23 protein-coding genes are annotated in these 25,883 nt (G+C 62.3%); 7 read left to right on the forward strand and 16 right to left on the reverse strand.

What is annotated here, in order from left to right; all coding sequences use genetic code 11:
* Positions 1 to 820: 820 nt before the first annotated feature.
* On the reverse strand, positions 821 to 1,606 hold the full coding sequence (locus tag AB4O16_RS04490; protein ID WP_460157115.1) for a FadR/GntR family transcriptional regulator: 786 nt from the start codon (positions 1,604 to 1,606) through the stop codon (positions 821 to 823).
* Between the two features lie 160 nt (positions 1,607 to 1,766).
* On the opposite strand from AB4O16_RS04490, the gene AB4O16_RS04495 reads away from it, so the two are divergent.
* From AB4O16_RS04495 to AB4O16_RS04520, 6 genes are read left to right on the forward strand one after another with little or no spacing between them, the layout of a single operon-like run.
* Positions 1,767 to 3,077: an MFS transporter gene (locus tag AB4O16_RS04495; protein WP_460157116.1), complete on the forward strand. Its 1,311-nt coding sequence runs from the start codon at positions 1,767 to 1,769 to the stop codon at positions 3,075 to 3,077.
* Between the two features lie 15 nt (positions 3,078 to 3,092).
* Complete coding sequence (gene denD / locus AB4O16_RS04500) at positions 3,093 to 4,067, forward strand: D-erythronate dehydrogenase (RefSeq protein WP_460157117.1); 975 nt, start codon at positions 3,093 to 3,095, stop codon at positions 4,065 to 4,067.
* 20 nt (positions 4,068 to 4,087) lie between these two features.
* Positions 4,088 to 5,380 carry a 3-oxo-tetronate kinase gene (otnK, locus tag AB4O16_RS04505; RefSeq protein WP_160385877.1) on the forward strand — a complete coding sequence of 431 codons (1,293 nt, stop codon included), beginning with the start codon at positions 4,088 to 4,090 and terminating at the stop codon, positions 5,378 to 5,380.
* Entirely contained in the window at positions 5,377 to 6,015 is a 639-nt protein-coding gene (otnC, locus tag AB4O16_RS04510) for a 3-oxo-tetronate 4-phosphate decarboxylase (protein WP_160385878.1), read from the forward strand. Before otnK ends, otnC begins: the two co-directional genes overlap by 4 nt.
* Positions 6,016 to 6,049: 34 nt before the next feature.
* Positions 6,050 to 6,841, forward strand: coding sequence for a 2-oxo-tetronate isomerase (gene otnI, locus AB4O16_RS04515; RefSeq protein WP_460157118.1), 792 nt, complete (start codon positions 6,050 to 6,052; stop codon positions 6,839 to 6,841).
* Between the two features lie 47 nt (positions 6,842 to 6,888).
* Complete coding sequence (locus AB4O16_RS04520; RefSeq protein ID WP_460157119.1) at positions 6,889 to 7,371, forward strand: HIT family protein; 483 nt, start codon at positions 6,889 to 6,891, stop codon at positions 7,369 to 7,371.
* 55 nt (positions 7,372 to 7,426) lie between these two features.
* On the opposite strand, the gene AB4O16_RS04525 is transcribed toward AB4O16_RS04520, so the two are convergent.
* The 3 genes from AB4O16_RS04525 to AB4O16_RS04535 all read right to left on the reverse strand — a co-directional run bounded on the left by AB4O16_RS04525 (position 7,427) and on the right by AB4O16_RS04535 (position 9,956).
* Positions 7,427 to 8,710 (reverse strand): type II toxin-antitoxin system HipA family toxin, encoded by a 1,284-nt coding sequence (locus tag AB4O16_RS04525; protein WP_460157120.1) that lies wholly within the window; start codon positions 8,708 to 8,710, stop codon positions 7,427 to 7,429.
* Positions 8,710 to 9,006, reverse strand: coding sequence for a helix-turn-helix domain-containing protein (locus AB4O16_RS04530; protein ID WP_160385882.1), 297 nt, complete (start codon positions 9,004 to 9,006; stop codon positions 8,710 to 8,712). The genes AB4O16_RS04525 and AB4O16_RS04530 overlap by 1 nt, the downstream gene beginning before the upstream one ends.
* Positions 9,007 to 9,239: 233 nt before the next feature.
* The gene (locus AB4O16_RS04535) at positions 9,240 to 9,956 is read right to left on the reverse strand and encodes a class I SAM-dependent methyltransferase (protein WP_460157121.1); all 717 of its coding nucleotides are present in this window, start codon (positions 9,954 to 9,956) and stop codon (positions 9,240 to 9,242) included.
* Between the two features lie 213 nt (positions 9,957 to 10,169).
* Between AB4O16_RS04535 and AB4O16_RS04540 the strand changes: the two genes are divergently transcribed.
* Positions 10,170 to 10,799, forward strand: a complete 630-nt coding sequence (locus AB4O16_RS04540; protein WP_460157122.1) for a dihydrofolate reductase family protein — start codon at positions 10,170 to 10,172, stop codon at positions 10,797 to 10,799.
* Positions 10,800 to 10,820: 21 nt separating this feature from the next.
* On the opposite strand, the gene AB4O16_RS04545 is transcribed toward AB4O16_RS04540, so the two are convergent.
* The 12 genes from AB4O16_RS04545 to AB4O16_RS04600 form a co-directional block, all read right to left on the reverse strand.
* On the reverse strand, positions 10,821 to 11,963 hold the full coding sequence (locus AB4O16_RS04545) for an acyl-CoA dehydrogenase family protein (protein WP_460157123.1): 1,143 nt from the start codon (positions 11,961 to 11,963) through the stop codon (positions 10,821 to 10,823).
* Between the two features lie 12 nt (positions 11,964 to 11,975).
* Positions 11,976 to 13,169, reverse strand: coding sequence for an acyl-CoA dehydrogenase family protein (locus tag AB4O16_RS04550; RefSeq protein WP_160385886.1), 1,194 nt, complete (start codon positions 13,167 to 13,169; stop codon positions 11,976 to 11,978).
* Positions 13,170 to 13,360: 191 nt separating this feature from the next.
* The gene (locus AB4O16_RS04555) at positions 13,361 to 14,443 is read right to left on the reverse strand and encodes a Zn-dependent alcohol dehydrogenase (RefSeq protein ID WP_460157124.1); all 1,083 of its coding nucleotides are present in this window, start codon (positions 14,441 to 14,443) and stop codon (positions 13,361 to 13,363) included.
* Between the two features lie 29 nt (positions 14,444 to 14,472).
* Positions 14,473 to 15,822, reverse strand: a complete 1,350-nt coding sequence (locus tag AB4O16_RS04560; RefSeq protein WP_460157125.1) for a coniferyl aldehyde dehydrogenase — start codon at positions 15,820 to 15,822, stop codon at positions 14,473 to 14,475.
* 131 nt (positions 15,823 to 15,953) lie between these two features.
* Positions 15,954 to 16,163, reverse strand: a complete 210-nt coding sequence (locus AB4O16_RS04565; RefSeq protein WP_460157126.1) for a response regulator transcription factor — start codon at positions 16,161 to 16,163, stop codon at positions 15,954 to 15,956.
* A complete protein-coding gene (locus AB4O16_RS04570) occupies positions 16,139 to 18,145 on the reverse strand; it encodes a MalT transcriptional regulator family protein (protein ID WP_460157127.1) in 2,007 nt (668 codons plus the stop codon). Before AB4O16_RS04570 ends, AB4O16_RS04565 begins: the two co-directional genes overlap by 25 nt.
* Positions 18,146 to 18,274: 129 nt before the next feature.
* Positions 18,275 to 19,642, reverse strand: a complete 1,368-nt coding sequence (locus tag AB4O16_RS04575) for a DUF1329 domain-containing protein (RefSeq protein WP_460157128.1) — start codon at positions 19,640 to 19,642, stop codon at positions 18,275 to 18,277.
* Between the two features lie 26 nt (positions 19,643 to 19,668).
* Positions 19,669 to 21,501 carry a DUF1302 domain-containing protein gene (locus AB4O16_RS04580; protein WP_160385890.1) on the reverse strand — a complete coding sequence of 611 codons (1,833 nt, stop codon included), beginning with the start codon at positions 21,499 to 21,501 and terminating at the stop codon, positions 19,669 to 19,671.
* A gap of 167 nt (positions 21,502 to 21,668) precedes the next feature.
* Positions 21,669 to 22,457: a crotonase/enoyl-CoA hydratase family protein gene (locus AB4O16_RS04585; protein WP_160385891.1), complete on the reverse strand. Its 789-nt coding sequence runs from the start codon at positions 22,455 to 22,457 to the stop codon at positions 21,669 to 21,671.
* A 9-nt stretch (positions 22,458 to 22,466) separates the two neighbouring features.
* Positions 22,467 to 23,468, reverse strand: coding sequence for an acyl-CoA dehydrogenase family protein (locus AB4O16_RS04590; RefSeq protein WP_160385892.1), 1,002 nt, complete (start codon positions 23,466 to 23,468; stop codon positions 22,467 to 22,469).
* Positions 23,469 to 23,492: 24 nt separating this feature from the next.
* Positions 23,493 to 24,650, reverse strand: coding sequence for an acyl-CoA dehydrogenase family protein (locus tag AB4O16_RS04595; RefSeq protein WP_160385893.1), 1,158 nt, complete (start codon positions 24,648 to 24,650; stop codon positions 23,493 to 23,495).
* Positions 24,647 to 25,855 carry a lipid-transfer protein gene (locus AB4O16_RS04600; protein ID WP_160385894.1) on the reverse strand — a complete coding sequence of 403 codons (1,209 nt, stop codon included), beginning with the start codon at positions 25,853 to 25,855 and terminating at the stop codon, positions 24,647 to 24,649. The genes AB4O16_RS04595 and AB4O16_RS04600 overlap by 4 nt, the downstream gene beginning before the upstream one ends.
* Positions 25,856 to 25,883 lie beyond the last annotated feature (28 nt).

Raw genomic sequence — 25,883 nt, forward strand, 5'->3', positions numbered from 1 at the left:
ACCAGATAACCTTTTGTGCCGACACCTGAACCTGAGAACACACCGCACGTAGCATTAGCCACGATTCTCCTCGCTCTCCAGTGTAGAACTGAATGTCGGCAACCACTTTTGCCAGATGTTCTGTTCCTTTCAATTTCTTCGCAGAATAGTCCGGTGACATAGGGCACGTTGCGGTTCATTTCCGCGCAGCCTGCCGGACCGTCTGATCAGTTTCGTCAGTAGACAAAGCATAGCCATTAATTTGCCATTATTCTGGTCGCCAACTACTCCGGGTCGGTAGCAGGCCTTGATGGTCGGCAGCTTTCAGCCGGGATGAACAGCGCTGAAAAGATGGCTGCGGATGTCATTCATGCTTTGTCGCAAGAAGCGCAATAGCTCGAAACCGGAACGGCAGAGGCGCGTCCTCATACAGGTATTGTGTTGCCCGTGTTACCCGGGACAGGACGCGGTCGCTTGCTGGCGATGGTCGTTAACGATAACGCGTGTGACCTGGAGAACCGCGGCGCACCTGAGTTCATCGCCAGCAAGCCGGCTCCTACAGGTATTGTGTTGCCCGTGTTTCCCGGGTCTGGACGCGGTCCCCTTGTAGGAGCCGGCTTGCTGGCGATGGTCGTTAACGATAACGCGTATGACCTGGATAAACGCGGCGCACTTGAGTTCATCGCCAGCAAGCCGGCTCCTACAGGTATTGCGTTGCCCGTGTTTCCCGGGACAGGACGCGGTCGCTTGCTGGCGATGGTCGTTAACGATAACGCGTGTAACCTGGATGACCGCGGCGCACTTGAGTCCGTCGCCGGCAAGCCGGCTCCTACAGGCGGTGCTAGGACTTTCTCGCCCCCGGGTTCTGCCAGAACGACGGATCGGCACTCTTGAGCCGCTCGACGGCATTGTTGATGTGGTTCAACGCCGCATGGCGCGCGCCTTCGGGGTCGCGTGCGGCGATGGCCGCGTACACGGCAAAATGCTCGGCCCGCACGGTCTTGGCCAGATCCCGGCGGCGCTCCTCGTTGGAGCGCGTGATGCGGATCGCCTCCTTGATGTATTGCGCGATGAATTCGTGCAACGACGGGTACAGCGGGTTGCCCGTCGCCCGGGAAATCGAGTGATGGAACGCGAGGTCTTCCTCTACCCCGTCGCGACTCTCCTGCTCGGCTGCATCGATGGCCTTCAGTGCCTGATGAATGGCTTCGAGCTGCGCCGGCGAATGCCGCTGGGCCGCCAGTGCAGCCGCCTCGCCTTCGATCCCGCGGCGCAGTTCGGTGACCCTCAACACCGCCTCGATCGACCCGCCGACATCCAGATCAATCGTGAACGCCTTGATGTGCGCACCTTCGCTGACCACGGTACCGCTGCCCTGGCGGACTTCGACCAGACCGGCTGACTTGAGGCGCGAGATCGCCTCGCGGATGACGGTCCGGCTGACCCCGAAACGTTCCGAGAGCACGGGCTCGGTGGGCAGGCGATCGCCCGGCAGCGCTTCGCCGCTGGCGATAAAGGCCTTGAGGGCCGCCGTCACCTGATCGGACAGCGTGCCCTTGGCGGAGTCCTTCAGGACCCCCAGCGCATCGGCGGCACAGGGAGATTTGTCAGGAATGGGCATAGGCATCTCTGGGCTCAAATCGGTGAACGGTACTGCATTTTAGACCCGCCGTCCTCTTTGGATTTAGGCGTTGAATTCGTATGACGTATTATGATAAAAAACGCCACATCATGTAATCCGACAAAAACAAAGTCACCCACTACAAAAATAAGGATGGGGGAAACACATGACTGAATCAGTGATTCAAACCGGTGCCGCCGTGCCCGCCGATCGCTTCGAGGATCTGGCGTACCGCAAAGTGGCGTGGCGTATCCTGCCGCTGTTGTTGCTGTGTTACCTGGTCGCCTATCTGGACCGGGTGAACGTCGGTTTCGCCAAGTTGCAGATGTCCGACGATCTACAGTTTTCCGAAGCCGTCTACGGCCTTGGCGCAGGGATTTTCTTCATTGCCTACTTCCTCGTGGAAATTCCCAGCAACCTGATCCTGCATCGCGTCGGCGCGCGGCTGTGGATCGCACGCATCATGATCACCTGGGGCATCATCTCCTCGGCCATGGCCTTGGTGAATACGCCGATGTCCTTCTACATCATGCGCTTCCTGCTGGGGATCGCCGAAGCCGGGTTCTACCCGGGCGTCATCCTCTACCTGTCCTATTGGTTCCCGACCCACCGCCGCGGCAAGATGTACGCCCTGTTCGCCACCGCCGTGCCGCTGTCCGGGCTGATCGGCGCGCCCTTGTCCGGCTGGATCATGAGCGCCTTCAACGGTACCCACGGGTTTGCCGGCTGGCAGTGGCTGTTCTTTCTCGAAGGACTGCCCTCGATCGCCGTCGGCATCCTGGTGATTTTCTGCCTCAGCGACCGCATCTCCAGTGCCGGCTGGCTGACCCGGGAAGAAAAAACCCTGCTGCAGACACGCATCGACGCGGAAACCGCCGGCCACCAGAAACACAGCCTCAAAGAGGTGTTCCTGCAACCGCGCATCTGGCTGCTGACGGCCATCTACTTCTGCATGATCGCCGGCTTCTACACCGTCGGCTTCTGGTTGCCGACCCTGATCCGCCAGGCCGGCGTCAGCGATGTCCTGCAAGTGGGCATGCTCACCGCCATCCCTTACGCCGCAGCGGCCATGACCATGATCCTGGTGTCGCGCAGCGCCGACCGGCTGCGCGAGCGGCGCTGGCACCTGGCGCTGACCGCCGTGCTCGGTGGCATCGGCCTGTTCATCTCCGCCACCTGGAGCGACAACTTCACGGTTTCGATGATCGGCCTGACCCTTGGCTCGATGGGGGCGATGAGCACCCTGCCACTGTTCTGGAGCCTGCCGACCGCCTTCCTCGGTGGTACGGCAGCCGCAGCCGGCATTGCCCTGATCAACTCCTGGGGCAACCTGGCGGGCTTCGTCTCGCCGTACCTGATGGGCTTCCTCAAAGACGCAACCCACAGCACCACGATCGGCATGTATGTGATGGCAAGTGCCTTGTTCCTCGGCGCCCTGCTGGTCTTCAGAATTCCCGGAAAACTCGTCAACCGCTGACGTTTGGAGTAACTCATGAATATTCTCGTGACCGGCGCGGCCGGCTTCCTCGGCCGCCGCCTGATCGAAGCGCTGTTGCTGCGTGGCTCGCTCACCGACCGTACTGGCGAGTCCCGGCCCATCGGCCAGATCGTCGCCTTCGACATGGTCGAACTCACGGGGATCGACGATCCCCGGGTCAAGGTGGTGTGTGGCGATATCGCCGACCCTGAAGTGCTGGACCGCCTGATCGATGCCGGCACCGACAGCATCTTCCACCTGGCCGCCGTGGTTTCCAGCCAGGCTGAAGCCGACTTCGAACTGGGCATGCGCATCAACTTCACCGCGACCCGGAACATGCTCGAACGCGTGCGCGCGCTCGGCACCTGCCCGAAATGGGTGATGACCAGCTCGGTCGCGGTGTTCGGCGGGCAACTGCCGGAACGCGTCCGCGACGATCAGGTCTGGGCGCCGCAGAGTTCCTATGGCACGCAAAAAGCCATGAACGACCTACTGCTCGCCGATTATAGCCGGCGCGCATTCGTCGATGGCCGCAGCCTGCGCATGCCGACCATCGTGGTGCGCCCGGGCAAGCCCAACCTGGCCGCCTCCAGCTTTGCCAGCGGGATCATCCGCGAACCGCTCAACGGCCAGCCCAGCGTATGCCCGGTACCGCTCGATACGCGCCTGTGGCTGATGTCGCCAGCGCAGGCGATTCGCAACCTGATCCATGGTCATGAACTGCCCGCCGAGCAATTGACCGAAGGTCGGGTGATCAACATGCCGGGCCTGTCGATCACCGTCGAACGCATGATCGATGCCCTGCGCCAGACGGCAGGCGAGGAAGTGGCCGCACGGATCCGCATGGAACGCAACCCGGCGATCGAGCGCATCGTCGGCTCCTGGCCAGGTGCATTCTGCGCCACCTACTCCCGGGACCTGGGCTTCACCGCGGATGAGCATTTCACCGATGTGATCGAGCAGTTCATCAATGAGTACCTGCCCGGCTAAACCGGATTGAGGAGTTCAACATGTCGAATGCCCCTGCCCGGCCGCTGCTGGGCTGCATCGCCGACGATTTCACCGGTGCCACCGACCTTGCCAACATGCTGGTGCGCGGCGGCATGCGCACCGTGCAAAGCATCGGCATACCCGCTGCCGATGTCGCCGGCCAGCTCGACGCCGACGCGGTCGTCATCGCCCTGAAGTCGCGAACGGTACCGGCGGCCGATGCGGTGAAGGAATCGCTCGAAGCGTTGCGCTGGCTGCGTGAGCGTGGCTGCGAACAGATTTTCTTCAAATACTGCTCGACCTTCGACTCTACCCCGGCCGGCAACATCGGCCAGGTCAGCGAAGCCTTGCTCGAGGCACTGGACAGCGATTTCACCCTCGCCTGTCCGGCCTTCCCGGAAAACGGTCGCACGGTCTTTCGCGGGCATTTGTTCGTACAGGACCAACTGCTCAGCGAGTCGGGCATGCAGCATCACCCGCTGACGCCGATGACCGACGCGAACCTGGTTCGCGTGCTGCAAGCGCAGACCCGGGGCAAGGTCGGCCTGTTGCGCCACGACAGCGTGTCCGGCGGCGTCGAAAGCATTCGAGCGCGCATCGCCCGGCTTCGTGCCGACGGGGTGCGCATGGCCGTCGCCGACGCCGTGTCCGATGCCGATCTCCATGCACTGGGCGAAGCCTGCGCCGACCTGGCGCTGCTCACCGGCGGTTCCGGACTGGCGCTGGGCTTGCCGGCCAACTTTCGTCGAGCCGGCAAGTTGCGCGACCTCGACGCCGCCCAAGTGCCTGCGGTCGAAGGCGGTGAAGTGGTGCTCGCGGGCAGCGCTTCGCAGGCCACCAACGCTCAGGTCGCGACCTGGCTGCAGGCAGGCCGTCCGGCCTTTCGTGTCGACCCGCTGGCCCTGGCGGCAGGACAACCGGTCATCGAGGAGGCCCTGGCCTTCGTCGCCGACCATGCGCAAACCGTGCTGATCTACGCCACCAGCACCCCTGATGAGGTCAAGGCGGTGCAACGTGAGTTGGGCGCCGAGCGCGCCGGGCATCTGGTCGAGCAGGCCTTGGGCCGGATCGCCAGCAGGTTGCGCGAGACGGGGGTACGGCGCTTCGTGGTCGCCGGAGGGGAAACCTCCGGGGCCGTGGTCCAGGCGCTGAACATCCAGCTGTTACAGATCGGCGCACAAATCGACCCGGGGGTGCCCGCTTGCGTCAGCACGCCCGGGGAACCGCTGGCCCTGGCACTCAAGTCGGGCAATTTCGGTGCCGCGGACTTCTTCGACAAGGCGCTCAAGCAACTGGCAGGAGTACCTGCATGAGCAACGAAAACGCCCTGCGCGAAGAGATCTGTGAGGTCGGCGCGTCGTTGTATGCCCGTGGCTACACGGTGGGCAGCGCCGGCAACATCAGCGCCCGGCTGGAAGACGGCTGGCTGATCACGCCCACGGACGCGTGCCTGGGGCGCCTGGACCCGGCCGCGATTGCCAAGGTCAGCCTGGCGGGGGAATGGGTCAGCGGCGACAAACCGTCCAAGACCCTGGCCCTGCACCGCCAGGTCTACGATCGCAACCCGGGGGTTGGCGGCGTGGTACACACCCACTCCACCCACCTGGTGGCATTGACGCTGGCCGGGGTCTGGCATGAGGATGACATCCTGCCGCCGCTGACCCCCTATCAAGTGATGAAGGTCGGGCACATCCCGCTGATCGCCTACGAGCGTCCCGGTTCACCGAAAGTGGCCGAACGTGTGGCGCAGCTGGCCAACCAGGTGCGCGGCGTGATGCTCGAGCGCCTGGGCCCGGTGGTCTGGGAAAGCTCGGTGTCCAAAGCCAGCTATGCCCTGGAAGAGCTGGAAGAAACCGCACGCCTGTGGCTGATGAGCCATCCACGACCGACCCCGCTGCACCAGGCGGCGCTGGATGAATTGCACCAGGCCTTTGGCGTCCGGTGGTAACCCACAGATTGATATTTTGACCGCAGGAGTCTTCATGCCTCGTTTCGCTGCCAACCTCAGCATGCTCTACCCCCAACATGACTTTCTCGACCGTTTCGCCGCCGCCGCCGCCGATGGTTTCCAGGCCGTGGAATACATGTTCCCCTACGACTACAGCGCGCAGCAATTGAAACAGCGGCTCGACGACAATGGCCTGGTCCAGGCCCTGTTCAACGCCCCGCCTGGCAACATCGCGGCAGGCGAAAAAGGCACCGTCTCCCTGCCAGGCCGTGAAGCGGAGTTTCGCGCAGGTTTCGACCAGGCCCTGGAATATGCGGCGGTACTGGGCAACGAGCGCATTCACGTCATGGCCGGACTGCTGGCGAACGAAGCGGATCGTGCCCGGCACCAGCAAACCTACCTGGAAAACCTCAGCCACGCAGCGACGCAAGCCGCCAAGGCTGGCATCACCGTCTTGCTGGAACCGATCAACACCCGCGACATGCCGGGGTTTTTCCTCAACCACCAACACCAGGCCCAGGCCGTCTGCAAGGCCGTCGGCCAGGCCAACCTCAAAGTCCAGTTCGACGTCTACCATTGCCAGATCGTCGAGGGCGACGTGGCGACAAAGCTGCGACGGGACTTCGCCGGCATCGGCCATATCCAGATCGCCGGCGTACCGGACCGCCACGAACCGGACCTGAACAACGAGCTGAATTATCCCTACCTGTTCGAACTGATCGATCAACTGGGTTACGACGGCTGGGTAGGTTGCGAGTACAGGCCGCGCGGGGATACGTCCGAGGGGCTGCAGTGGCTGCGCGATTGGCAGGCGCGGACATTGTGAAGTGACGTTGCTATTCTGGCGTGTCATTCACCCAGGACATACGGCATATGGAAATTGCCCCGCAGTTCATCATTCACCAAACCGACCACTGGATCATCAACCACCACCTGTCCAGCGCCCTGCCCGGCTACCTGATGTTAGCCACGAAAATGCAGACCTCATCGCTGGCAGAACTATCGTCTGCTGCACTTGCAGAACTGGGAGTCCTGCTCGCCAGGACTCAGCAGACAATCGAACGGCAACTGCAGCCCAAGCGCCTCTACATCGGGCGCTTTGGTCATGATCCGGGCTGGCCCATCCACTTCCATTTCATACCGGTCTACCACTGGGTCGAAGACCTCTTCTGGAATGACGCCCGCTATCGGCAGCTTGAAACCTTTGCCTATGCCGAGAACGCTCTCTCTTCAACGGATGGAGCAGAGCTGACGATGTTTGTCTGGCGAGAGTTTGGTGAAAACCCCACGCCACCAAAGATCCAAGGCCCCTCTATTGACGAGGTGATCACAAGGCTGCGTAGCGCATTCACTTGATCGAGCGGTTGGGTCCCCGAAAGCAGACGCTTGGTGCGTGCGTGTAAGCTTCGCGCTACTTCTCAAAGTCTTTGTGCAGCTTCGCCAGGACGTTGAAGATTGACTCGCCGGCTTTATGTGGGATCTTCAATTGAGTGAATACCTTCTTCCAATCTGACAGCGCGGCGAGGGTCTGCTCGATGTAATCCTCGGCTTTTAGGTATTTGTAATCCCTACAGATCTCCATGATCCTCCTCCTGGTCGGTTTGCCCGGGGTGCGCCCCCCGAAGTCAGTGGTGTGCTCACCCATAGCGTTTGAGAACGTCACGTCGTAAGCGGGGGTAAGCGCCCAGGTTTCCTTCTCGCCAGGCGTTGCAGGATCGTGACAAAGGAAAGCGAAGTTTTTCGCGTGGTCATCATGGTTATGTGACAGAGCGTTGAAGATCATCAACCGGGCCATCTTTTCGACTTCAATGGAGTTCTTGGTCATCGCCTGGGTGAGCTTCAGCAGGTTGGGGTAATCGATGGATGACAAAGCGCGGTAATTCGCATACATCAGTGCCGATACGGTCATCATGTGTATCCTGCGGTCGCCCTCCCGGTCGAAGCGCTTGGTCGCGAAGAAATGCTCAACCTGGCCGTTGGGCATATGCATATTCAAGAGCCTCGACTCAGCCATGGTGACCCCGGCTGCCTTGGCCATCTCTGCATAGGCGAACTCGATGCCCCCTGTTTCCACCGGCTCGTGCAAAGCTCTGAACTTGACGATCCAGTGTGCATAGCCCTCGGGAAGAGGCCCGAAGGCCGAGGTTGCATTGGCTCCATCGGCAGAGAGAGCCACAATCGCCTTTGGACGAGCACCACCCGGTGAGCCACCGGCAAGCCGTAGTTTGGTGAGCACTGTTTGGGTCCCGCCCTCCTGAACCTCGATGGACGCTTCATACAGCTGGCAGAGATCAATAGGACCAGCCAGTTCTGTTTTTTCAGCCTCTGGCTGATACTCAAAAGCTCCCATGCTTCGGTCACCCATGTAGGCCAGGCGATCCAGGGCAGTGACAGTGAGATGGGTGCCGTCACCGAAGGTGCTGTTGAAGAACCTGTCCATCAGCAGCATGCCCCAACCATCTGGCAGGGAATCAGCGAATGGTCCATGGAGCCCTTCGAAGAGGCTTGTGTCTTTGGCAAGCTGTGGTTTTTCGTCCCAGGCCATCGTGAGCGGCGAGAGATTGTAGCCAGTGGCGAGCCACCCCTGATCGTAAGCGAAGTAGATCCCCTTCCCTTCGACTTTATGGAGCTCCCCGACCTTAGCGCCGCTTTTCATGACGCTCAGAGCTTCGGTGCGTTTGAACTCCTTCGTCATTACCTCATCCCCCGCTTGCGCTTGGCATTCTTGAGTTCATCAACTGACTTCGGATGCTCAGGCTTGAAGAGTCTGGTCACGCAAGTAAGCTCATCAAGAGCGGTGGCAACAAGAATCAGAGCCTCCAAGGTCACCAAACCGGTCATCTCAAATCGCTTGATGGTGGACTCAGACACCCCCGATTTTTCGGCGAGCGTCTTCCGGGAGAGGTTTTTTGAGAGACGAAGTGTCTTCGCGTTCTCTCCAACGTTCCTGGCGATCTCAGCCGGCGAATAGAGCAAGTGCATGAAAGACATGGGCGCCCTCAAAATCTACGATAATGGCCATACCTGACCAATTATATCAGTAAATCGCTCCACTTTAGTCAGATATGACCTTTTACAAAGATAGTACATTCTGAAAAACTCCTACTAAGCAAAATGGTCATATAAGGCCTTTATTGAGTATAAAATGGTATCAGTTGGTCATATATGACTACTTAAACACTACAATCCCATCACAATCAGCAACCGCCAAACACCAACCCCCATCAACAAGTCTTACACGTCAACCACGCCCCCCAGAAAAGGCTGCTGAAAAAGCGCGTAGCCTCAGCGAACCCACAGTCGTGCAACAGCTGTTGCACCGCCGCCTCGGAATGCGGGGGATCGGCGCCTTGCAGAATCTTGCCCAGCTTGACCTTCACTTCCTCCGGGCTGGCTCCATGCTGGCGCCAGCGCTGCCCCCAGGCTTCGAGCAACAACGGTTGGCTGGCATAAGCATAGTGATTCCCCGCCACAATCAACGGCGCACCGGGCTTCAGACGAGCATGGATGGACCGCAGGATTTCGCGCTTGGCGTCATCGCCCGGCAGATGATGCAGCACCCCGATCAGGGTGGTCGCGTCGTATGACTCATCGGCCGGCAAGTCTTCAACACGCCCCGGATGCACGTCCGTCCTGGCAAGCAGGTCGTTTGCCTGGAGTTGCTGCGTCGCGGCTTCGAGCATTGGCGCGGAGGGGTCAACGGCCATGAAGCGCCAATTCGGTTCCAGCCTGGCCATCGCAATGATTTCCTGGGCCATACCGCCCGCGCCAACCACCAGTACGTTCGCCGAAGTGGTGCTGCCCAGGCTTGCTGCCAGCATGCACGCGGCCAGATCGTGGCAGGCGTCATAGCCGGCCAACGCGATGCGGCTCTGCCTGGCGTACTCGTTGGCGCGTGAGGTATCAAACTTTTCAGCGGTGTGGGTAGAGGATGTTTTCAAGGCGATTCTCCATGTCGTCGAATAAAACTACGCCACCCAAAACGATAATAAAAATTCATTAATTTTATTCAATGCATTCCCATGAGGAATGAGACCCGCGCATCCTGTTGTCGATTTCCCGACGTCCCGTTCGACTATCGTTCAGGGAATGGTCTCAAGGGGCCGCAGACTTCCCTGCCCAACTCTTTCACCAAGGCGAATCAGGAGAAGACCATGCGCACACTCACCGTTGCCGCGTTCATCAGTCTGGACGGTGTCATGCAGGCGCCCGGCGGGCCTGAAGAGGACACCAGTGGCGGATTCCGCTTCGGTGGCTGGATAGTGCCCTACGCCGACCCGACAACCGGCCAGGCCGTGCAGGCGCTGTTCTCGCAGCCATTCGAGTTGCTGCTGGGACGTCGCACCTACGACATCTTCGCCTCCTATTGGCCGCACGTTCAGGCCGACGCCCCCCACCACGGCATTGCCGAGCTGTTCAACGGCGCAGCCAAGCATGTGGCCACCCATCACGCCGATACGCTGGAGTGGCACAACAGTCGTGCGCTGCCGGGCAACCCGGTCGACGCGGTGCGCGCGCTCAAGCGCCAGGAGGGGCCCAGGCTGCTGACACAAGGCAGCGGCGACCTGGTGCGGCAACTGCTCGGCGCCGGCCTGGTCGATGAGCTGCGGCTGATGATTCACCCCATCCTGCTGGGTCGCGGCAAGCGCCTGTTCGACGACAACGCACAAGCCTCTGCCTTCACCTTGCAGAACTCGCTCAGCTCGCCCGGGGGTGTACTGATCGCCCAATACACCCGCAGCGGCGAGGTGCGCACAGGTTCGTTCGAAGGCGCCCGGCAGTAATCCATTTTAGTGAGGGGGGGCTCAGGCCACTTGCAGCAACTTCGCGTAAGCCTGCAGATGGTGATCGTCGTCGCCGAACTGACGCGCCACCATCAGCAGATGCTTGGCATGGTGCGACAGCATGTATTCCCAGGTCAGGCCGATGCCGCCGTGCAGCTGGATGCCCTGGTCCGCGACAAATCGACTGGCGCGACTGACGATGAACTTGGCGGCGGCCAGGATTCGGCTGCGTTCATCGCTGTCCGCCTGATCGGCCACGCAGGCGGCGAGCAGGGTCATCGAGGTGGCCTGGTCCAGTTCGATGCGCATATCCACCATGCGGTGTTGCAGCACCTGGAACTTGCCGATGGGCTGCCCGAACTGCTGGCGGGTTTTCAGGTAGTCGAGGGTCAAGGCGCACGCCGCTTCCATGCTGCCGACGGCTTCGGCGCATTGCGCGGCGATGCACCGGCCTTGCTGATAACGCAGCGCCGGCAAGGCCTGGCCCACTTCGCCGAGGACCGCAGTGCTTTTGACGAAGACGTCTTCCAGGTACAGCTCGCAGGCCATCCGCCCGTCCAGGGTGTCGAAGCTGCGTCGACTGACGCCGCGGTCTTGCGGATCGACCAGGAACAGGCTGATGCCCTTCTCGTCCCGAACTCCGTGGCTGGTGCGTGCCGAAACCAGAATCAGCCCGGCGCTCTGGCCGCCGATGATCACCGATTTGCGACCATTGAGTTTCCAGCCACCGCTGACGGCCTCGGCGCTCGTCTGCACGTCGTGCAACTGATAGTGACTCTGCGGCTCATCGAGGGCCACGGCCAATTGCAGGCTGGCGCTGCCGACTGGCGGCAACAGTGTGTCTTTCTGGGCGGCGGTGCCTAGCTGCTCGATCAGGCCGCCGGCGAAAATCACCGAGTGCAGGTAGGGTTCCAGACACAAGCCCCGGCCCAGTTCGGTCATGATCAGCATGTTCTCCACACCGCTGCCGCCGTAACCGCCATAGGCCTCGGCAAAGGGCACGGCGCACAGGCCGAGCTCGCCCAGTTGCTGCATGAACGGGCCGCTGAAACCCTGTGTGCTGCGGCGGTATTGCTCGCGCTGCTCAAAACCATACACGTCACGCACCAGGCGCGCGGCGGTGTCCTGCAGCATCTGTTGCTCTTCTGTCAGTTTGAAATCCATGATCGTGGCGCCTTACAGTTCGAGGATCATTTTCGCGATGATGTTCTTCTGGATTTCGTTGGCGCCGCCGTAGATCGAGGCCTTGCGCGCATCCAGATACTGGTAGGTGGCCGCGCTGCTGTAGTCGGTGTACAGCAACGGTTCGCTGCCATAACCCAGTTCATCTTCAATGAACGGCAACGCGTACGGCCCCACCGCCTTGCTGATCAGATAGGTTATGGCCTGGCGGATCTCGGTGCCCTTGATCTTCAGGAACGAGCTTTCGGCACCGGGTACATCGCCGTTCCGGGTCGCCGCCAGCGTGCGCAGATTGCTCATCTCGGCCGCCATCAACTGCATCTCGACTTCGGCGATCTGCGCACGGAACAGCGGGTCTTCGATCAGCGGCCGCCCGTCACGCACCTCCTGGCTGGCAATGCGCTTGAGCCGCGTGAGCAAGGCCTTGTTCTGCGCGATCCCGCCGATGCTGGTGCGCTCGTGGGTCAGCAGGTACTTGGCGCAGGTCCAGCCCTCGTTTTCCTGCCCGACCAGATTGGCCACCGGCACCCGCACATTGTCGAAGAACACTTCGTTGACTTCATGTTCGCCGTCCAGGGTGATGATCGGCCGCACGGTGATGCCCGGGGTTTTCATGTCGATCAGCAGGAACGAAATGCCACGTTGCTGCCGGGCCTCGGGGTCGGTGCGCACCAGGCAGAACATCCAGTCGGCGAAGTGCGCCAGGGTAGTCCAGGTTTTCTGGCCGTTGACCACGTAGTGATCGCCCTCGCGCACGGCGCGGGTTTTCAACGACGACAAGTCAGAGCCGGCACCGGGTTCGGAGTAGCCCTGGCACCACCAGTCTTCGCAGGAAAGAATCCGTGGCAGGAAGTGTGCCTTCTGCTCGGCGGTGCCGAACTTGATGATCACCGGAGCGACCATTTTCAGGCCGAAGGACACCACTTTCGGCGCACCGGCGGCGAAGCATTCTTCGTCGAAGATATGTTTGTGCACCGCGCTCCAGCCGGTACCCCCGAACTCAACCGGCCAGCCCGGCGCGAGCCAGCCTTGCCGGTCGAGGATCTGCATCCATTGCACCTGATGTTCCTTGCTCAGGCGTTTGCCGAGGGTAATTCGCTCGGACAACTCCTTCGGCAAGTTGTCACGCAAAAAGGCCCGGACATCCTGGCGAAAGGCTTGTTCGTGCACCGAAAATTCAATGTCCATCCATCAACTCCAAAAAGCGTTTGGGCGTGCCCTGCCTGTTTGTATCTCTGTAGGAGCGAGCTTGCTCCGGGCGGCGTTCCGACGATGGACTCAAGAGCGCCGCGTTCAACCCGCGAACCCGCGTTTTCGTTAACGACCATCGTCGGAACGCCGCCCGGAGCAGGCTCGCTCCTACAGGGGAATGAGGCCAATCAATCGAAAACGATCACCGAGCGCGCCAGTTCACCGCGACGCAACTCATCGAACGCCTCGTTGATCTGGTCCAGGCGGATACGCTGGGAAATCATCTCGTCGAGCTTGAGCCGGCCCTGCATGTAGAAATCCACCAGGCGCGGCATGTCCACCGGGAAGCGGTTGGAGCCCATCAGCGAGCCCTGGATGCACCGCTCGTGGAGCAACTGCAGCGGGTCCAGCTCGATCTTCAGGCCAGGCTTGAGCATGCCGATCACGGTGGCGGTGCCGCCGCGCGCGAGCATGGCGAACGCCTGTTCGGCGGTCTGCTTGAGGCCGATGCATTCGAAGGCGTGGTGCACGCCACCACGGGTCAGCTCCAGCACCTGTTTGGCGGCATCGCCGTCACGGCCGTTGATCACATCGGTGGCGCCGAACTGCCGGGCCAGTTCCAGCTTCGAGTCGAGCATGTCGATGGCGATGATGCGCCCTGCCCCGGCCAGCGCCGCGCCGTTGATCGCGGCCAGGCCGATGCCGCCGCAGCCGATCACGGCCACGGTCTCGCCCGGACGCACCTTGGCGGTGTTGAACACCGCGCCGGTGCCGGTGGTGACCGCGCAACCGAGCAAGGCGGCACGGTCCAGCGGCATGTCGCGGCGGATCGCCACGCAGGCGTTTTCGTGCACCAGCATCTGCTCGGCGAACCCGGACAGGTTGACGAATTGCGGCATCGGCTTGTGCACGTAGGTCAGGCGTGGCTCCTCGTCCTTGCCGCGCTTGGTTTCCGGCGACACGCAGCGCGCCAGGTGACCGGTCACGCAGTGATCGCAGTGACCGCAGAAAACGGTGAGGCAGGTGACCACATGGTCGCCGGGCTTGACCGAGCGCACTTCGGAGCCGACCTGCTCGACCACGCCAGCGGCTTCATGGCCCAACACCATGGGGCCCGGGTACGGGAACGAACCGTCGATGACGTGCAGGTCCGAGTGGCAAACGCCGACCGCTTTGGTGCGGATCAACACTTCGCGCGGGCCCGGTTTGCCGATGCCCACTTCTTCAATGACCAGCGGGGCTCCAACCTGATGGAATACAGCAGCTTTCATGGCAGTTCTCTCGACAATGATGGGGGGGGTCAGGCCGGGTTGGCCGTGCGCAGTACGGCTTTGGCGTGGCTGAAGGTGCGGAAACCGTCGATGCCGTGGTAGGCGCCCATGCCGCTCGGGCCGACGCCGCCGAACGGCAGGCCTTCGGTGCTGGCGTGGCTCATCACGCCGTTGAGGGTCACGCCGCCAGAGCAGGTGCGCGCGAGCACTTGCGCTTCTTCGCTGGCGTCTTTGCCGAAGTAGTACAGCGCCAGCGGACGCGGCCGCGCATTGATCTGGGCGATGACTTCGTCGAGGGTTGCGTAGGGTTTGATCGGCAGCAGCGGACCAAAGATTTCGTCCTGCATCACCTGCAGATCGTCGCCGGGGTTGCGCAGCAGCGTCGGTACGATCTTGTTCAGCGTCGATTGGCTGAAGTCTTCCGCCGCGGCGTTCAGTTCGATCAACTCGACACCGGCGGCGCGGGCCTCGCTCAGGTAGCCCTGCAAGCGTTCGAAATGGCGGGCGTTGATGATCGAGGTGTAGTCAGGGTTGTCCTTGAGCGTCGGGAAGAATTTCGCGACCACGGCCTTGGCCACGCCGATGAAGGCGTCCACCGACTCCTGCGGGACGAACACATGGTCCGGTGCCACGCACAACTGGCCGGCATTGAGCAGTTTGCCGATCACCACCTTGGCCACCGCGTCGTTGAAGTCCGCCGAGCGCGAGATGATCGTCGGCGACTTGCCGCCCAGCTCCAGGGTCACCGGCACCAGGTTCTCCGCCGCCGCCCGCAGCACGTGCTTGCCGATGCTGGTGGCACCGGTGAACAGCAGATGGTCGAACGGCTGGCCGCAGAACGCCTGGCCGACCTGCGCGTCCCCCAGGATCACCGCCACTTCCTCTTCGGCGTACACCGAACGGATCAGCCTGGCGATCAGTGCCGAGGTCTGCGGGTTGTATTCCGACGGTTTGATCATCACCCGGTTGCCCGCCGCCAAAGCGCCGGCCAGCCCGCTGAACACCATATAGCCGGGCACGTTCCACGCGGTGACGATGCCGACCACGCCAAGCGGCTGATACTGTACCCAGGCTTCACCGGCCCGGGCCTGACGTTGTTCCGGGCGCATCCATGACGCCAGTTCGGCCTTGGTCTGCTTGAGCGTGGCCAGCGGCGACAGCACTTCACTGCCCTTGGAAAAACCGGGGCTGCGATGGCCGAAATCGGCGGTCAGGGCGTCGATGATTTCCTGCTCATGGTCGACCAGCAAACCGATTGCCCGGTCGAGCAATTCACAGCGTTCTTCCAGGCTATAGGGCACACGGGCCTGGAAGGCCGCTCGCTGTTTTTCCAGGATCGTGCGGATGTCACAGCTCGTCGAACTCTCGATGGCGCTCATCACTACCTCTCTTGTTTTTGTCGGGAAGCGCCCGCGTGGGGCTGCAATGCACAGGGTCTGGCTGCATGGTTGATCATCGCCGGCGCGACGCCGCCACCCGGACCGGGTGGGTGGCGGCCGCTCGAAAGGGTTCAGGCGAGAATGCCCATGGCCTTGGCGCTATTGATGGCCTGGGTGCGACGGCACGCGCCGAGCTTGACGTTGATGTTCTTGGCGTGGGTTTTCACGGTGTTTTCCGAGATGAACAAGCGGCTGCCGACTTCGCGAACCGACATGCCTTCGGCCAGCAACTTGAGCACCGACACCTCGCGGGGGGTCAGGTCATCCTGATAATCCGGCACGCCGCTCGTGCGCACCGGCGAGACTTTTTCGTCGTTGGCCGGTTGCTCGCGGGCGGCGATCCTGGCTTTGTGCCGGGCGATCGGCCCCTGGTAGCACGCCGGGTGGATCTTGCCCCAATGCATGCGCCGCTCGGCTTCGTGCAGATGCCAGCGGGCCTTTTCCGGGTCATGGCGGCGTGAGGCGATTTCCGCCAGCAGCAGATAACCGTTGAGCACAAAGGTGCGCAGCAGTCGCGGACCTGCAACAGCCCCGCCTGTACCACCGCCTCGGCTTCGTTGGCGTGGCCCTGTTGCAACAGCAACTCGCCTTGCGCAAACAACAACCGTCCCAGCAAGGGGTACGGCCGCGCCCCGCTCGTGGTCAGTCGATTGAGCTCGCTGCGTACCAGCGATTGCGCCAGGCCCAATTGCCCCTGAAGGATCAGCAGGCGCACCCGGTCGACGTTGACCAGCACTTCCGATTCATGACTGCCCTGGCGTCGGGCCAGTTCCAGTGAGTGATCCAGCAGCGATTGCGCTTCGACCAGGTCGCCCGCCTCCATCGCAATGCGCGCCAGGATGCAGTGACACAACAGGACCGACAGCCAATCCTCGGCCGACAGACAGTCGAGGGCCGCACGGCAATGCAGGCGCGCACAATCGGCGTGGCCGCGCAGTGCCTGCAAGGTGCCGTACAGCGCCTGCCAGTTTGCCAGCAGGCGCTGGTTGCGCCGCGTATCGGGCAACGGCAGAAAATGCCCCAAGCGCGTCAGGCATTCGCCGGCTTCGTCCAGCCGCCCACTGAACAACAACGCCTTGGCACACAGGTAAATCAGGCGCGGGCTGCTGTGCAACAGTTGCGGCTCGATGCGCTCGCGCCAGTCCATCAGCTTGTTCAGATGCCGCTCAGCGAGGATCCAGCTCAGCCACAGGCGCTCCATGTAATTGGCCGCCACCTCGGGTTGGTCGGCGCACAACGCCTGCTCCACCGCGTCGTCGACCTGCCCCAGCACGCTGAGCAATTGGCAGGCCCGCAGGCGCAAGCGGTTCAGCGCCACGCCGGTCAGTTGCGGCTGCAACGCCCGGGCCACGGCCGGCAGCAGCCGGTACCAGCCTGGTTGTTGCTCGACCGGGAACACAAAGGCCTGGCCGTGCAGCAGGCTGTTGAACACCCGCCCGCCCTGCTGGCCTTCCCACAACTGTTCGCAGAGGTCGGCACTGACCCGGGACAAATGCGCGAGGCCGCCAAGGACCTCGCGCTGTTCTTCGCTGAGCCGCGACAGCAATTCACGCTCAAGGTACTGACCGAGCAAGGGAGCCGAAAGCGCAAGGCGAACACCGGCGCACCACCCGCCGGTCTCATGCCAGAGCTTTTCCCTGGCCAGTGCATCGGTGTGCGGCGCGAGGGCATCGATCATCGATTCGAATTCGTCGGGGCGCAGGGCCAGTTGCCGGGCATCGAGTTCCAGCAGCTGGCCGGTCAGCATCAGGCGCGGCAGATTCCAGTCCGGGCGCTGGCGACAGGTGACCAGCACTTGCAGTCGGGGGTTTTTCAGGGACAGGAGTTGGTCGAACCAGTGGTTCAGTTCTGGCGGCAGGTGTGCCGGGAGGTCGTCGAAGATCAGGCTTAGCTTGGGATCTTCGCTGTTCGCCAGGGCCTCTTCGCGAGCAGGCTCGCTCCCACAGTTGACAGCAATCCCCTGTGGGAGCGAGCCTGCTCGCGAAAGCGGAGTAACAGGCACCGACGCTCCTGAATCGAGAAACGCCAGCACCACATCCGCCGCCGTATCAACCGCCAACCCCAGCGCCCCCGCCAATCGTGCAATGAAGTGCTCAAGCGTCAAAGCCTGCCCACCCAAAGACACCCACACCACCGTCGCGACACCCTGCAAATACTCCTGCAAAACGGAAGTCTTGCCATACCCGGCAGGCGCGCAAAGCAGTTGCAAGCGGCAAGGCTTGCTCTCGAGTACGTCGCACAGATGCGGTCGTGGCATCAACATGGCAGACCTCATTGATGGAAAGTGAACTCCATCATTGGGCCAGTCGGCAGTTCAGGCGCCACCCGCATCAGGTGGGTATCAACGCACAACGCCCTGCGAACAGGGCGTTGTCTGAAGCCGGACAAGCGGTCAGCGAATGCCGTCGTTACGCAGCGCCGCCGGGGTGAAGTCGGTCATTTTCGCGGTCATGCCGTAGGTGGTGGCATGCCTGGACTGGTTGGTCATCGCCAACACGTTGTAGCGACCGGCGATCAGGTCGTAGATGCCGAGCATGGCAAAGTTCGACGCACCACGCTCGTAATCGTTGACCGCATAACCTTCCGCCACCCGCCACAGCTGGCCACGGCCATCGTAGTGATCGACTTCGGCCAGTTGCCAGGTGTCTTCGTCGAAGTACATGTCACGCTTGGCGTACACGTGGCGCTGGCCCGGCTTCAACGTGGCCTGCACGTGCCACACGCGGTGCAGCTCGTAACGCGTCAGGTCCTGGTTGATGTGTCCCGGCTTGATGATGTCGTCGTACTTGACCTTCGGTGACTGCAATTTGTAGTTGTTGTAAGGGATATACAGTTCCTGTTTGCCCACCAGCTTCCAGTCATAGCGATCCGGCGCACCGTTCATCATGTCGGTGTTGTCGGCGGTGCGCATGCCGTCCGAGCCGTTGCCCGGCCCGTCATACGCCACCTGTGGCGCACGGCGCACCCTTCGCTGGCCGGCGTTGTAGACCCACGCCAGGCGCGGTTCCTTGACCTGGTCGATGGTCTCGTGGATCAGGATCACGCTGCCGGCCATGCGTGACGGCGCGGTGATTTCCTGTTTGTAGTAGTACAGGACGTTGTCGGCCTGCCCGGCATCGACGCCGTCCATCAGTTGCGGGAAGGCCAGTTTGTCCTCGTACTCGACGATGGAGTAAGACCCGTTGGTTTGCGGAGCGGCCTGGGCCGCAATGCGTTCCATGTTGCCGCCGCGATAACGGTTGGTGTGGTTCCAGTACACCTGCACACCGTTCTTTGGGATCGGGAACGGGTAATAGCGGGTCTGGGTGAAGTTCACCAGGCCGTTGCCATCGGGGGTCAGTTCGGTGGTCACCGCACTCTTTTTGGCAATGTCATAGATGTTCTGAGGCGAGGCGGCGGTGCGCTGGGTCTTGAACACCGGGATCTTGTAGCTGTCCGGATAGCGCTTGAACATCGCCATCTGGCCGGGGGTCAGCTTGTCCTTGTACTGCTCGACGTTGGCTGCCGTGATCACGAACTGCGGCTTTTCACCGGCGAACGGATCGCCGAGAAAACCATTGTCGAGTGCCGCCGCGCCGGGTTTGAGGCCTCCGGTCCACGCCGGAATGGTGCCGTTGGCATTGCCCTCTTTCTGCGCGCCCAGTGGCGTCAAAGTGGTACCCAGTTGCGCGGCTTCCTGCGGGGTAACAGCGGCCATCACACCGCTGGCCAGCAACGACAGACTCAGTGCGCCGGCGCGCAGCATTACACGTGCGTTCATGTTCGGATTCCTCTGGCAGGCTTGCATCAGAAATTCACGCCGAAGCTCAGCGCGGCGTAGTCGCGGTCGACGTTGGTATTGAAATCACCGCCGAAGTAGTTGGTGTAACTGAGGCTGGCGGTGTAGGTGTTCTGGTAGTCGGCATCGACACCGACGCTGACCGCCTTGGAGCCTTCATCGAAGTTCGGGCCGTAACCCTGGACGTCGTGGGACCAGGCGATGTTCGGCGACAGGTTGATACCGGCGATCACGTTCTGGTAATCGAGCTTGCCGCGCAGGCGATAGCCCCAGCTGCTGCTGGTGTAGAAACCATCGTTGTTGCATTCCTGCGCCGGGTTGCTGGCGTTGGGCAGGCCCGCTGCGGTGCCACGGCAAGTGGCGGCACCCGCGGCACCCGGCAGTTCACCGGAACCGAAAGCCGGGCTGCGACCGAAGCGCAAGTCCGTACCGTCCGCCTTGCCCAGGCCGTTGATCTTGTTGTAACCCACCTCGCCCACCAGGGTCAGGCGACTGGCGCCGAAGACCTGATCGAAGAACTGCGTGGCGGTCACCTGCGCCTGGGTCACCGGCATGCGCTTGTAGCCATTGACCTCGCCGCCCAGGGTACGCCCGGCGAAACCGGTGGTGATCAGCGGCGACGTCGCACCGAAGGTCGCCGAAGACAACAGGTCGGCAGTGTTCAGTTGCAGCGGCATGTTCGGCCGGTAGCTGACTTCGCCACCGAGCGAGACGCCGGCGACGTTGGTCTGGAAGCTCAAGCCATACAGGCGGATGTCTTCCGGGTAATCGATGAAGTAGCGGGCACTGCGCGCCGAGGCCACGCCACCGGCCGGGTTGCTCATCTGATTGATACTGAGGAACGGGCTGCGGCTGTGGTAGTTCATCGCGTAGGCACCGAACTCGGTGTCATTGGCTTCCGGCACGTACCAGCGCAAGGCCAGGCCGTACTGGCCGCTGTCGCGTGCATCGTTGTCGTTGAGGCGCGGAATGAAGGCGTCATCGCTGCCCGCGGCAATGGCTGCCAAGCCACCGGTGTTCTTCGCCACGCCCGGCGGCAGGTCGAGACCGGCGATCACCAGGCGGTCGTCGCAGCCTTGGGGTACGCCGTCACTGCCGAAGAACGTGCCGCAGTTGTCCACCACCGACTTGTCCCATTGCAGCTGATAAAACGCTTCGGCGGTGATGTTGTCGGCCAGGCCCTGGGACACGTAAAGCAGGTTGACCGGGATCAGGCCTTCCTTCACTTCCGCCCCTGGACGGCGCAGCGCGGCGACGTCGATCGGGTTGATGCTGTTGATCGAGTTGCCGATGAAAGTGCTCTCGCCCCAGCTCACCACTTGCTTGCCCAGGCGCACGTTGCCGACCTGATCGCCGATCGTGTAGTTGTGGTAGATGAAGCTGTCGAGGAACATCGCGCCGGACGACTTGGCCGCACGGTCGCGCCCCGAGTCGTTGATGTCATAGAACGGACGGCTCTCGTCCATCAGCTCGAAGTCGTACCAGTACTTGCCGCGCACGAAGGCGCCGCTGTCGCCGTATTTCAGCTCAAGGTCATGCACGCCCTTGAAGATCTTCGAGAAGGTTTCACCCTTCTTGAAGTTCAGGCGGTTGTCGTCTGTCGTGCGGGACGAAGACTGGCCGCCGGTGACGCCCTGGGAGTTGAAGTTGGAGATGAATTGCTTGTCTGGATCAGCCGTCGACCAGCTCGCACCGACCGACAGCGACGAATCGAAATTGCCCTGGATTTCCCCGATGTTGAAATCAACAGCGTGAGCCTGATTGCTCGCGCAAGCGGCAACCATCACAGCGACGGCCAGCAGACTCGGCTGGAAGACTCCGCGCATTGTTTTTGTTGTCATGCGGTTTCTCCGGTTAAGGATTAAGTGTTGGAGCGCCCATGCTAGTGGGGCTCCGTTGGGGGTCTCACACCCGAACGGGTGATTTGAAGCAGCGTTATCGATGGGATTTTGTGCCGCGTAACCACCCGGTCTGAACGCCGCTCACCGGGCGTTACGCTCGGTGACACTCACCCGGTAAAAGTCGGTGGCCGCTTGTCGATAAACGCCGCCACGGCTTCGCGGTGGTCGGCGGTCTGGTGCGACAGCACCTGGAACGTCGCCGACATTTCCAGCAGCGTGTCGAGTCGGGTGTGCAAGGCCTCGCGCAACAAACGCTTGGCCAGGCGCACGGCGTGAGGCGGGTTGGCGGCAATCGACGCGGCGATGTCCCGCGCCGTATCCAGCAACTGCTCGGCGGGAACAACGCGGGACACCAGGTTCCATTGCTCGGCCTGGCGCGCGTCGATCATTTGTCCGGTCAGGGTCAGTTCGGTGGCGCGGGACAAACCGATGATGCGTGGCAACAACCAGGCACCGCCGTCGCCAGGAATGATCCCCAACTTGACGAAACTCTCGGCAAACTTCGCATGCTCCGATGCCACGCGGATGTCACACATGCACGCCAGGTCCAGCCCCGCGCCGATGGCCGCGCCATTGACCGCGGCGATCACCGGTACTTCCAGATTGAACAACGCCAGGGGCAAGCGCTGAATGCCGGTGCGATATTCCTGACGCAACTGCATGCCCGACATCTGCGCGTAGCGATCCATGTCGCGCACGTTGCCACCGGAGCAGAACGCCGTGCCGGCGCCGGTGATGATCACTGCACGCACACTGCTGTCGCGTTCGATTCGCTCAATGGCTTCGAGGAATTCCGGCACGGCGCTGTTGCCGGTCAGCGGATTGCGTCGCTCGGGGTCATTCATCGTCAGGGTGACGACATGACCTTCCTGTTCGTATTTCAAAAACGCGCTCATGAATGATCCTCAGGCCGATGGGGACGGGGTGACTTGACGCACGAAATGGCTGGCGCAGGTGTCCGGCTGTGCGAGAAACGCCTGGCCGACGATGCCGTTCCACCAGGTTTCCGAGCCGTCGCTGATACGCCACTCGTGCAGGCGCCGGGTGAACAGTTGCAAGTCCAGTTCTTCGGTCACGCCGATGGCGCCGAACAGTGCGTGGGCGATGGCCGTGACTTGAGGCACGGCCATGCTGGTCCGCGCCTTGGCAATGGCCGTCGCCATCCGGTCCGGCACCTGGAAATCGCCGGAAAACGCCAGTTCAGCGGCGATGCGCGCGGCGGCCACTTGCTCGGCCATCACGCTGAGTTGATGCTGCACGGCCTGGAACTTGCCGATGGCCTTGCCGAACTGCACCCGGTCGTTGCAGTACTCCAGCGTCATGGCGAGAACCTGCTCCATGGCCCCGGCGATGGCGGCGGCGTGGATAGCGGCGTTGAACACTCGAACTTCTTCGCCGTTATGACCGATTGCGCTGCCGAGTGAATCCTGCGGCCAGTACAAGGTGGCGCATTGACTGCCGTGAACGCCCGTGGACTCGCGGCGGGCGAGGCTGCAATCGAGCAGCAGCAACTCGCCTTCCAGGTTGACCAGGGCGAAATCAGCCAACAAGCCAAACGCCACACGCGGCACACACAACAGGCCATCGGACTGGCGACAGGCTGTACCGGCCAGGGTCACCATGCCGGACGGTGGCGCGCTCGGGCAGTCACGCAGCAACGCGCGGGCGGCAATGCTTTGCGCCGCCGGGACCGGCAGTGCGCAGCGACCGAAGGCGACAAAAATCGGCAGCAGTGCATTCAGCGCCAGTCCCGCGCCACCGGCGATTTCTGGCGTCAGCAATTCGAGAAAGCCGCTGTCTTCCAGGGCACTCCACAGCGTTGCAGCGCTGTCTGCGCCTTCCACCGCACGGACCAGCGCCGGCGTGCATAAGTCGCTGAGGATCTTTTCAATGGCTTCAGTGAACATGAAGTTTTTCCTATTCGAGGTGCATCAGCGCAGGCCGAGGCCGCGGGCGATCATGCCGCGCAGGATTTCCCGGGTGCCGCCGCGCAACGAGAAAGTCGGCGCGACCTGGTTCAGGTAGGCGACCGTGCGGTACAGCTCCTCATCGACGGGTACATCCGGATTTGCGCTGATCGCCGAGGCAATCGCTGACGGGATCGCCTGTTCGAATTCAGTGCCGATGTCCTTGACCAGCGCGGCTTCCACCACCGGGCTTTGACCCCGGGCGAGCAATGCCGTCAGCGCCAGCGAGAGATTGCGCAGGCAGGTCAACTGCGTGAGGAAACTGCCGAGCAACGCGGATTCCTGTGCAGTGGCGCCATGACGACGCAAGGTGTCGGCCCACAGATCGAGCAACACCACGCTGGAGTAGAAGCGTTCCGGCCCGCTGCGCTCGAAGGCGAGTTCGGCATTGACCTGCTTCCAGCCGCTGCCCTCCTCGCCCACCAACGCGTCTTCGCCGAGCAAGACGTCGTCGAAGGCCACTTCAGAGAAATGCGCGTCGCCGGCGAGGTCGACAATGGGACGCACGCTGATGCCTGGCTGCCTGAGGTCGATGATGAATTGCGACAGCCCGTTGTGACGGTCCTCGGGCGAGCCGCTGGTGCGCACCAGGGCGATCATGTAGTCGGCGTGATGGGCATTGGTGGTCCAGATCTTGCGCCCGCTCAGACGCCAGCCTTCAGGGCAACGGGTGGCGCGGCTGCGCACGCTGGCCAGGTCAGACCCTGAATTCGGTTCGCTCATGCCGATGCAGAAAAACGCCTTGCCGGCGCAGATGCGCGGCAGGAAAAAATCCTTCTGCGCGTCGTTGCCGAACTTCAGGATCAACGGTCCGCTCTGGCGGTCGGCGATCCAGTGCGCCGCCACCGGAGCACCGGCCGACAGCAGTTCCTCGACCAGCACGAAGCGACTGAATGCATCCAGCCCGGCACCGCCATAAGCGGCCGGCAAGGTCAGGCCGACCCAGCCACGTTGCGCCAGTTGGCGACTGAAACCGGCGTCAAAACCGGTCCAGCTGCGGGCCCGTACATCCGCCGGGACGCTCGGCAGATGCTCGCCCAGAAAACCTTTGACCTCGGCACGAAAGGCCTCGGCGTGTGGCGGCAGCGCGGTCAGGCGAAAGGCCTCGAGCAAGCTGCTCACCGGGCACCCCCACTGGCCTTGCCGTACAGCGTCACCACACATGCACCGCCCAGCCCGAGGTTATGGGCCATGGCCAGGCGTGCACCTTCGACCTGGCGTTGGTCGGCGTTGCCGCGTAACTGCCGGGTCAGCTCGTAGCACTGCGCCAGACCGGTCGCGCCCAGCGGATGGCCCTTGGAAAGCAGGCCGCCGGACGGGTTGATGACGATCTGTCCGCCGTAGGTGTTGTCGCCGTCCATGACGAACTTCTCGGCCCCGCCCTCCGGGCAGAAACCCAGCGACTCGTAGCAGATCACTTCGTTCTGGGCGAAGCAGTCATGCAGCTCGCACACATCGATGTCCTGCGGGCCGACCCCGGCCTTCTCGTAGACCTGGCCCACGGCGGCGTCAGTCATATGGGTACCGACCCAGTCGAGCATCGACGGTTTTTCGAAGTTGAAGGATTCCGGGGTGTCGGTGGTCATCGCCTGGGCGAGGATTTCCACGTCGCGGCGCAGGCCATGCTTCTTCGCAAAACGCTCGGACACCAGGATCGCCGCGGCACCACCGCAGGTTGGCGGGCACGCCATCAGGCGGGTCATGACGCCTGGCAGAATCACCGGGTCGTTCATCACGTCTTCGACGCTGAGCACCTTGCGAAACAATGCGAGCGGGTTGTTGGCGGCATGACGGCTGGCCTTGGCGCGCACGGCGGCGAAGGTTTCCATTTTGGTGCCGTATTTGTGCATGTACTCGCGCCCGGCACCGCCAAAGGTACGGATGGCCTGAGGCATGCCATCCATATCGGCGGTGAGACCGCGCAGGATCGGCAGGAAGCGTTCACGGGTTGGCGGGCGGTCGTCCCAGTGGGACTTCAACGCGCCGGCCTGCATCTGCTCGAATCCCACCGCCAATACGCAATCGGCCGAACCGGACTCGATGGCCTTGCGCGCCAGGAACAGCGCGGTGGAACCGGTGGAGCAGTTGTTGTTGACGTTGACCACAGGAATCCCGGTCATCCCCACTTCGTACAGCACGGTCTGGCCGCAGGTAGAGTCGCCGTAGACATAACCGGCATAGGCTTCTTGCACCTGTTTGTAGTCGATGCCCGCATCCGCCAGGGCCAGGCGTATCGCTTCGGCACCCATCTGCACATAGGTCGGGCTTTCGCTGGGCTTGCGGAACGGGATCATGCCGACGCCGGCAACCAGGACTTTTTCGCTCATGGTGTCACCTGAAAATGAGGAGGAAGGA

It is taken from the genome of Pseudomonas sp. S2_H10 (genome assembly GCF_054668285.1).

Bases quoted from the DNA above. Each gene is read 5' to 3' on its own strand.
- AB4O16_RS04490 (WP_460157115.1), bottom strand. From the start codon at position 1,606: ATGCCTATGCCCATTCCTGACAAATCTCCCTGTGCCGCCGATGCGCTG.
- AB4O16_RS04495 (WP_460157116.1), top strand. From the start codon at position 1,767: ATGACTGAATCAGTGATTCAAACCGGTGCCGCCGTGCCCGCCGATCGC.
- denD (WP_460157117.1), top strand. From the start codon at position 3,093: ATGAATATTCTCGTGACCGGCGCGGCCGGCTTCCTCGGCCGCCGCCTG.
- otnK (WP_160385877.1), top strand. From the start codon at position 4,088: ATGTCGAATGCCCCTGCCCGGCCGCTGCTGGGCTGCATCGCCGACGAT.
- otnC (WP_160385878.1), top strand. From the start codon at position 5,377: ATGAGCAACGAAAACGCCCTGCGCGAAGAGATCTGTGAGGTCGGCGCG.
- otnI (WP_460157118.1), top strand. From the start codon at position 6,050: ATGCCTCGTTTCGCTGCCAACCTCAGCATGCTCTACCCCCAACATGAC.
- AB4O16_RS04520 (WP_460157119.1), top strand. From the start codon at position 6,889: ATGGAAATTGCCCCGCAGTTCATCATTCACCAAACCGACCACTGGATC.
- AB4O16_RS04525 (WP_460157120.1), bottom strand. From the start codon at position 8,710: ATGACGAAGGAGTTCAAACGCACCGAAGCTCTGAGCGTCATGAAAAGC.
- AB4O16_RS04530 (WP_160385882.1), bottom strand. From the start codon at position 9,006: ATGTCTTTCATGCACTTGCTCTATTCGCCGGCTGAGATCGCCAGGAAC.
- AB4O16_RS04540 (WP_460157122.1), top strand. From the start codon at position 10,170: ATGCGCACACTCACCGTTGCCGCGTTCATCAGTCTGGACGGTGTCATG.
- AB4O16_RS04545 (WP_460157123.1), bottom strand. From the start codon at position 11,963: ATGGATTTCAAACTGACAGAAGAGCAACAGATGCTGCAGGACACCGCC.
- AB4O16_RS04550 (WP_160385886.1), bottom strand. From the start codon at position 13,169: ATGGACATTGAATTTTCGGTGCACGAACAAGCCTTTCGCCAGGATGTC.
- AB4O16_RS04555 (WP_460157124.1), bottom strand. From the start codon at position 14,443: ATGAAAGCTGCTGTATTCCATCAGGTTGGAGCCCCGCTGGTCATTGAA.
- AB4O16_RS04560 (WP_460157125.1), bottom strand. From the start codon at position 15,822: ATGAGCGCCATCGAGAGTTCGACGAGCTGTGACATCCGCACGATCCTG.
- AB4O16_RS04570 (WP_460157127.1), bottom strand. From the start codon at position 18,145: ATGTTGATGCCACGACCGCATCTGTGCGACGTACTCGAGAGCAAGCCT.
- AB4O16_RS04575 (WP_460157128.1), bottom strand. From the start codon at position 19,642: ATGAACGCACGTGTAATGCTGCGCGCCGGCGCACTGAGTCTGTCGTTG.
- AB4O16_RS04580 (WP_160385890.1), bottom strand. From the start codon at position 21,501: ATGACAACAAAAACAATGCGCGGAGTCTTCCAGCCGAGTCTGCTGGCC.
- AB4O16_RS04585 (WP_160385891.1), bottom strand. From the start codon at position 22,457: ATGAGCGCGTTTTTGAAATACGAACAGGAAGGTCATGTCGTCACCCTG.
- AB4O16_RS04590 (WP_160385892.1), bottom strand. From the start codon at position 23,468: ATGTTCACTGAAGCCATTGAAAAGATCCTCAGCGACTTATGCACGCCG.
- AB4O16_RS04600 (WP_160385894.1), bottom strand. From the start codon at position 25,855: ATGAGCGAAAAAGTCCTGGTTGCCGGCGTCGGCATGATCCCGTTCCGC.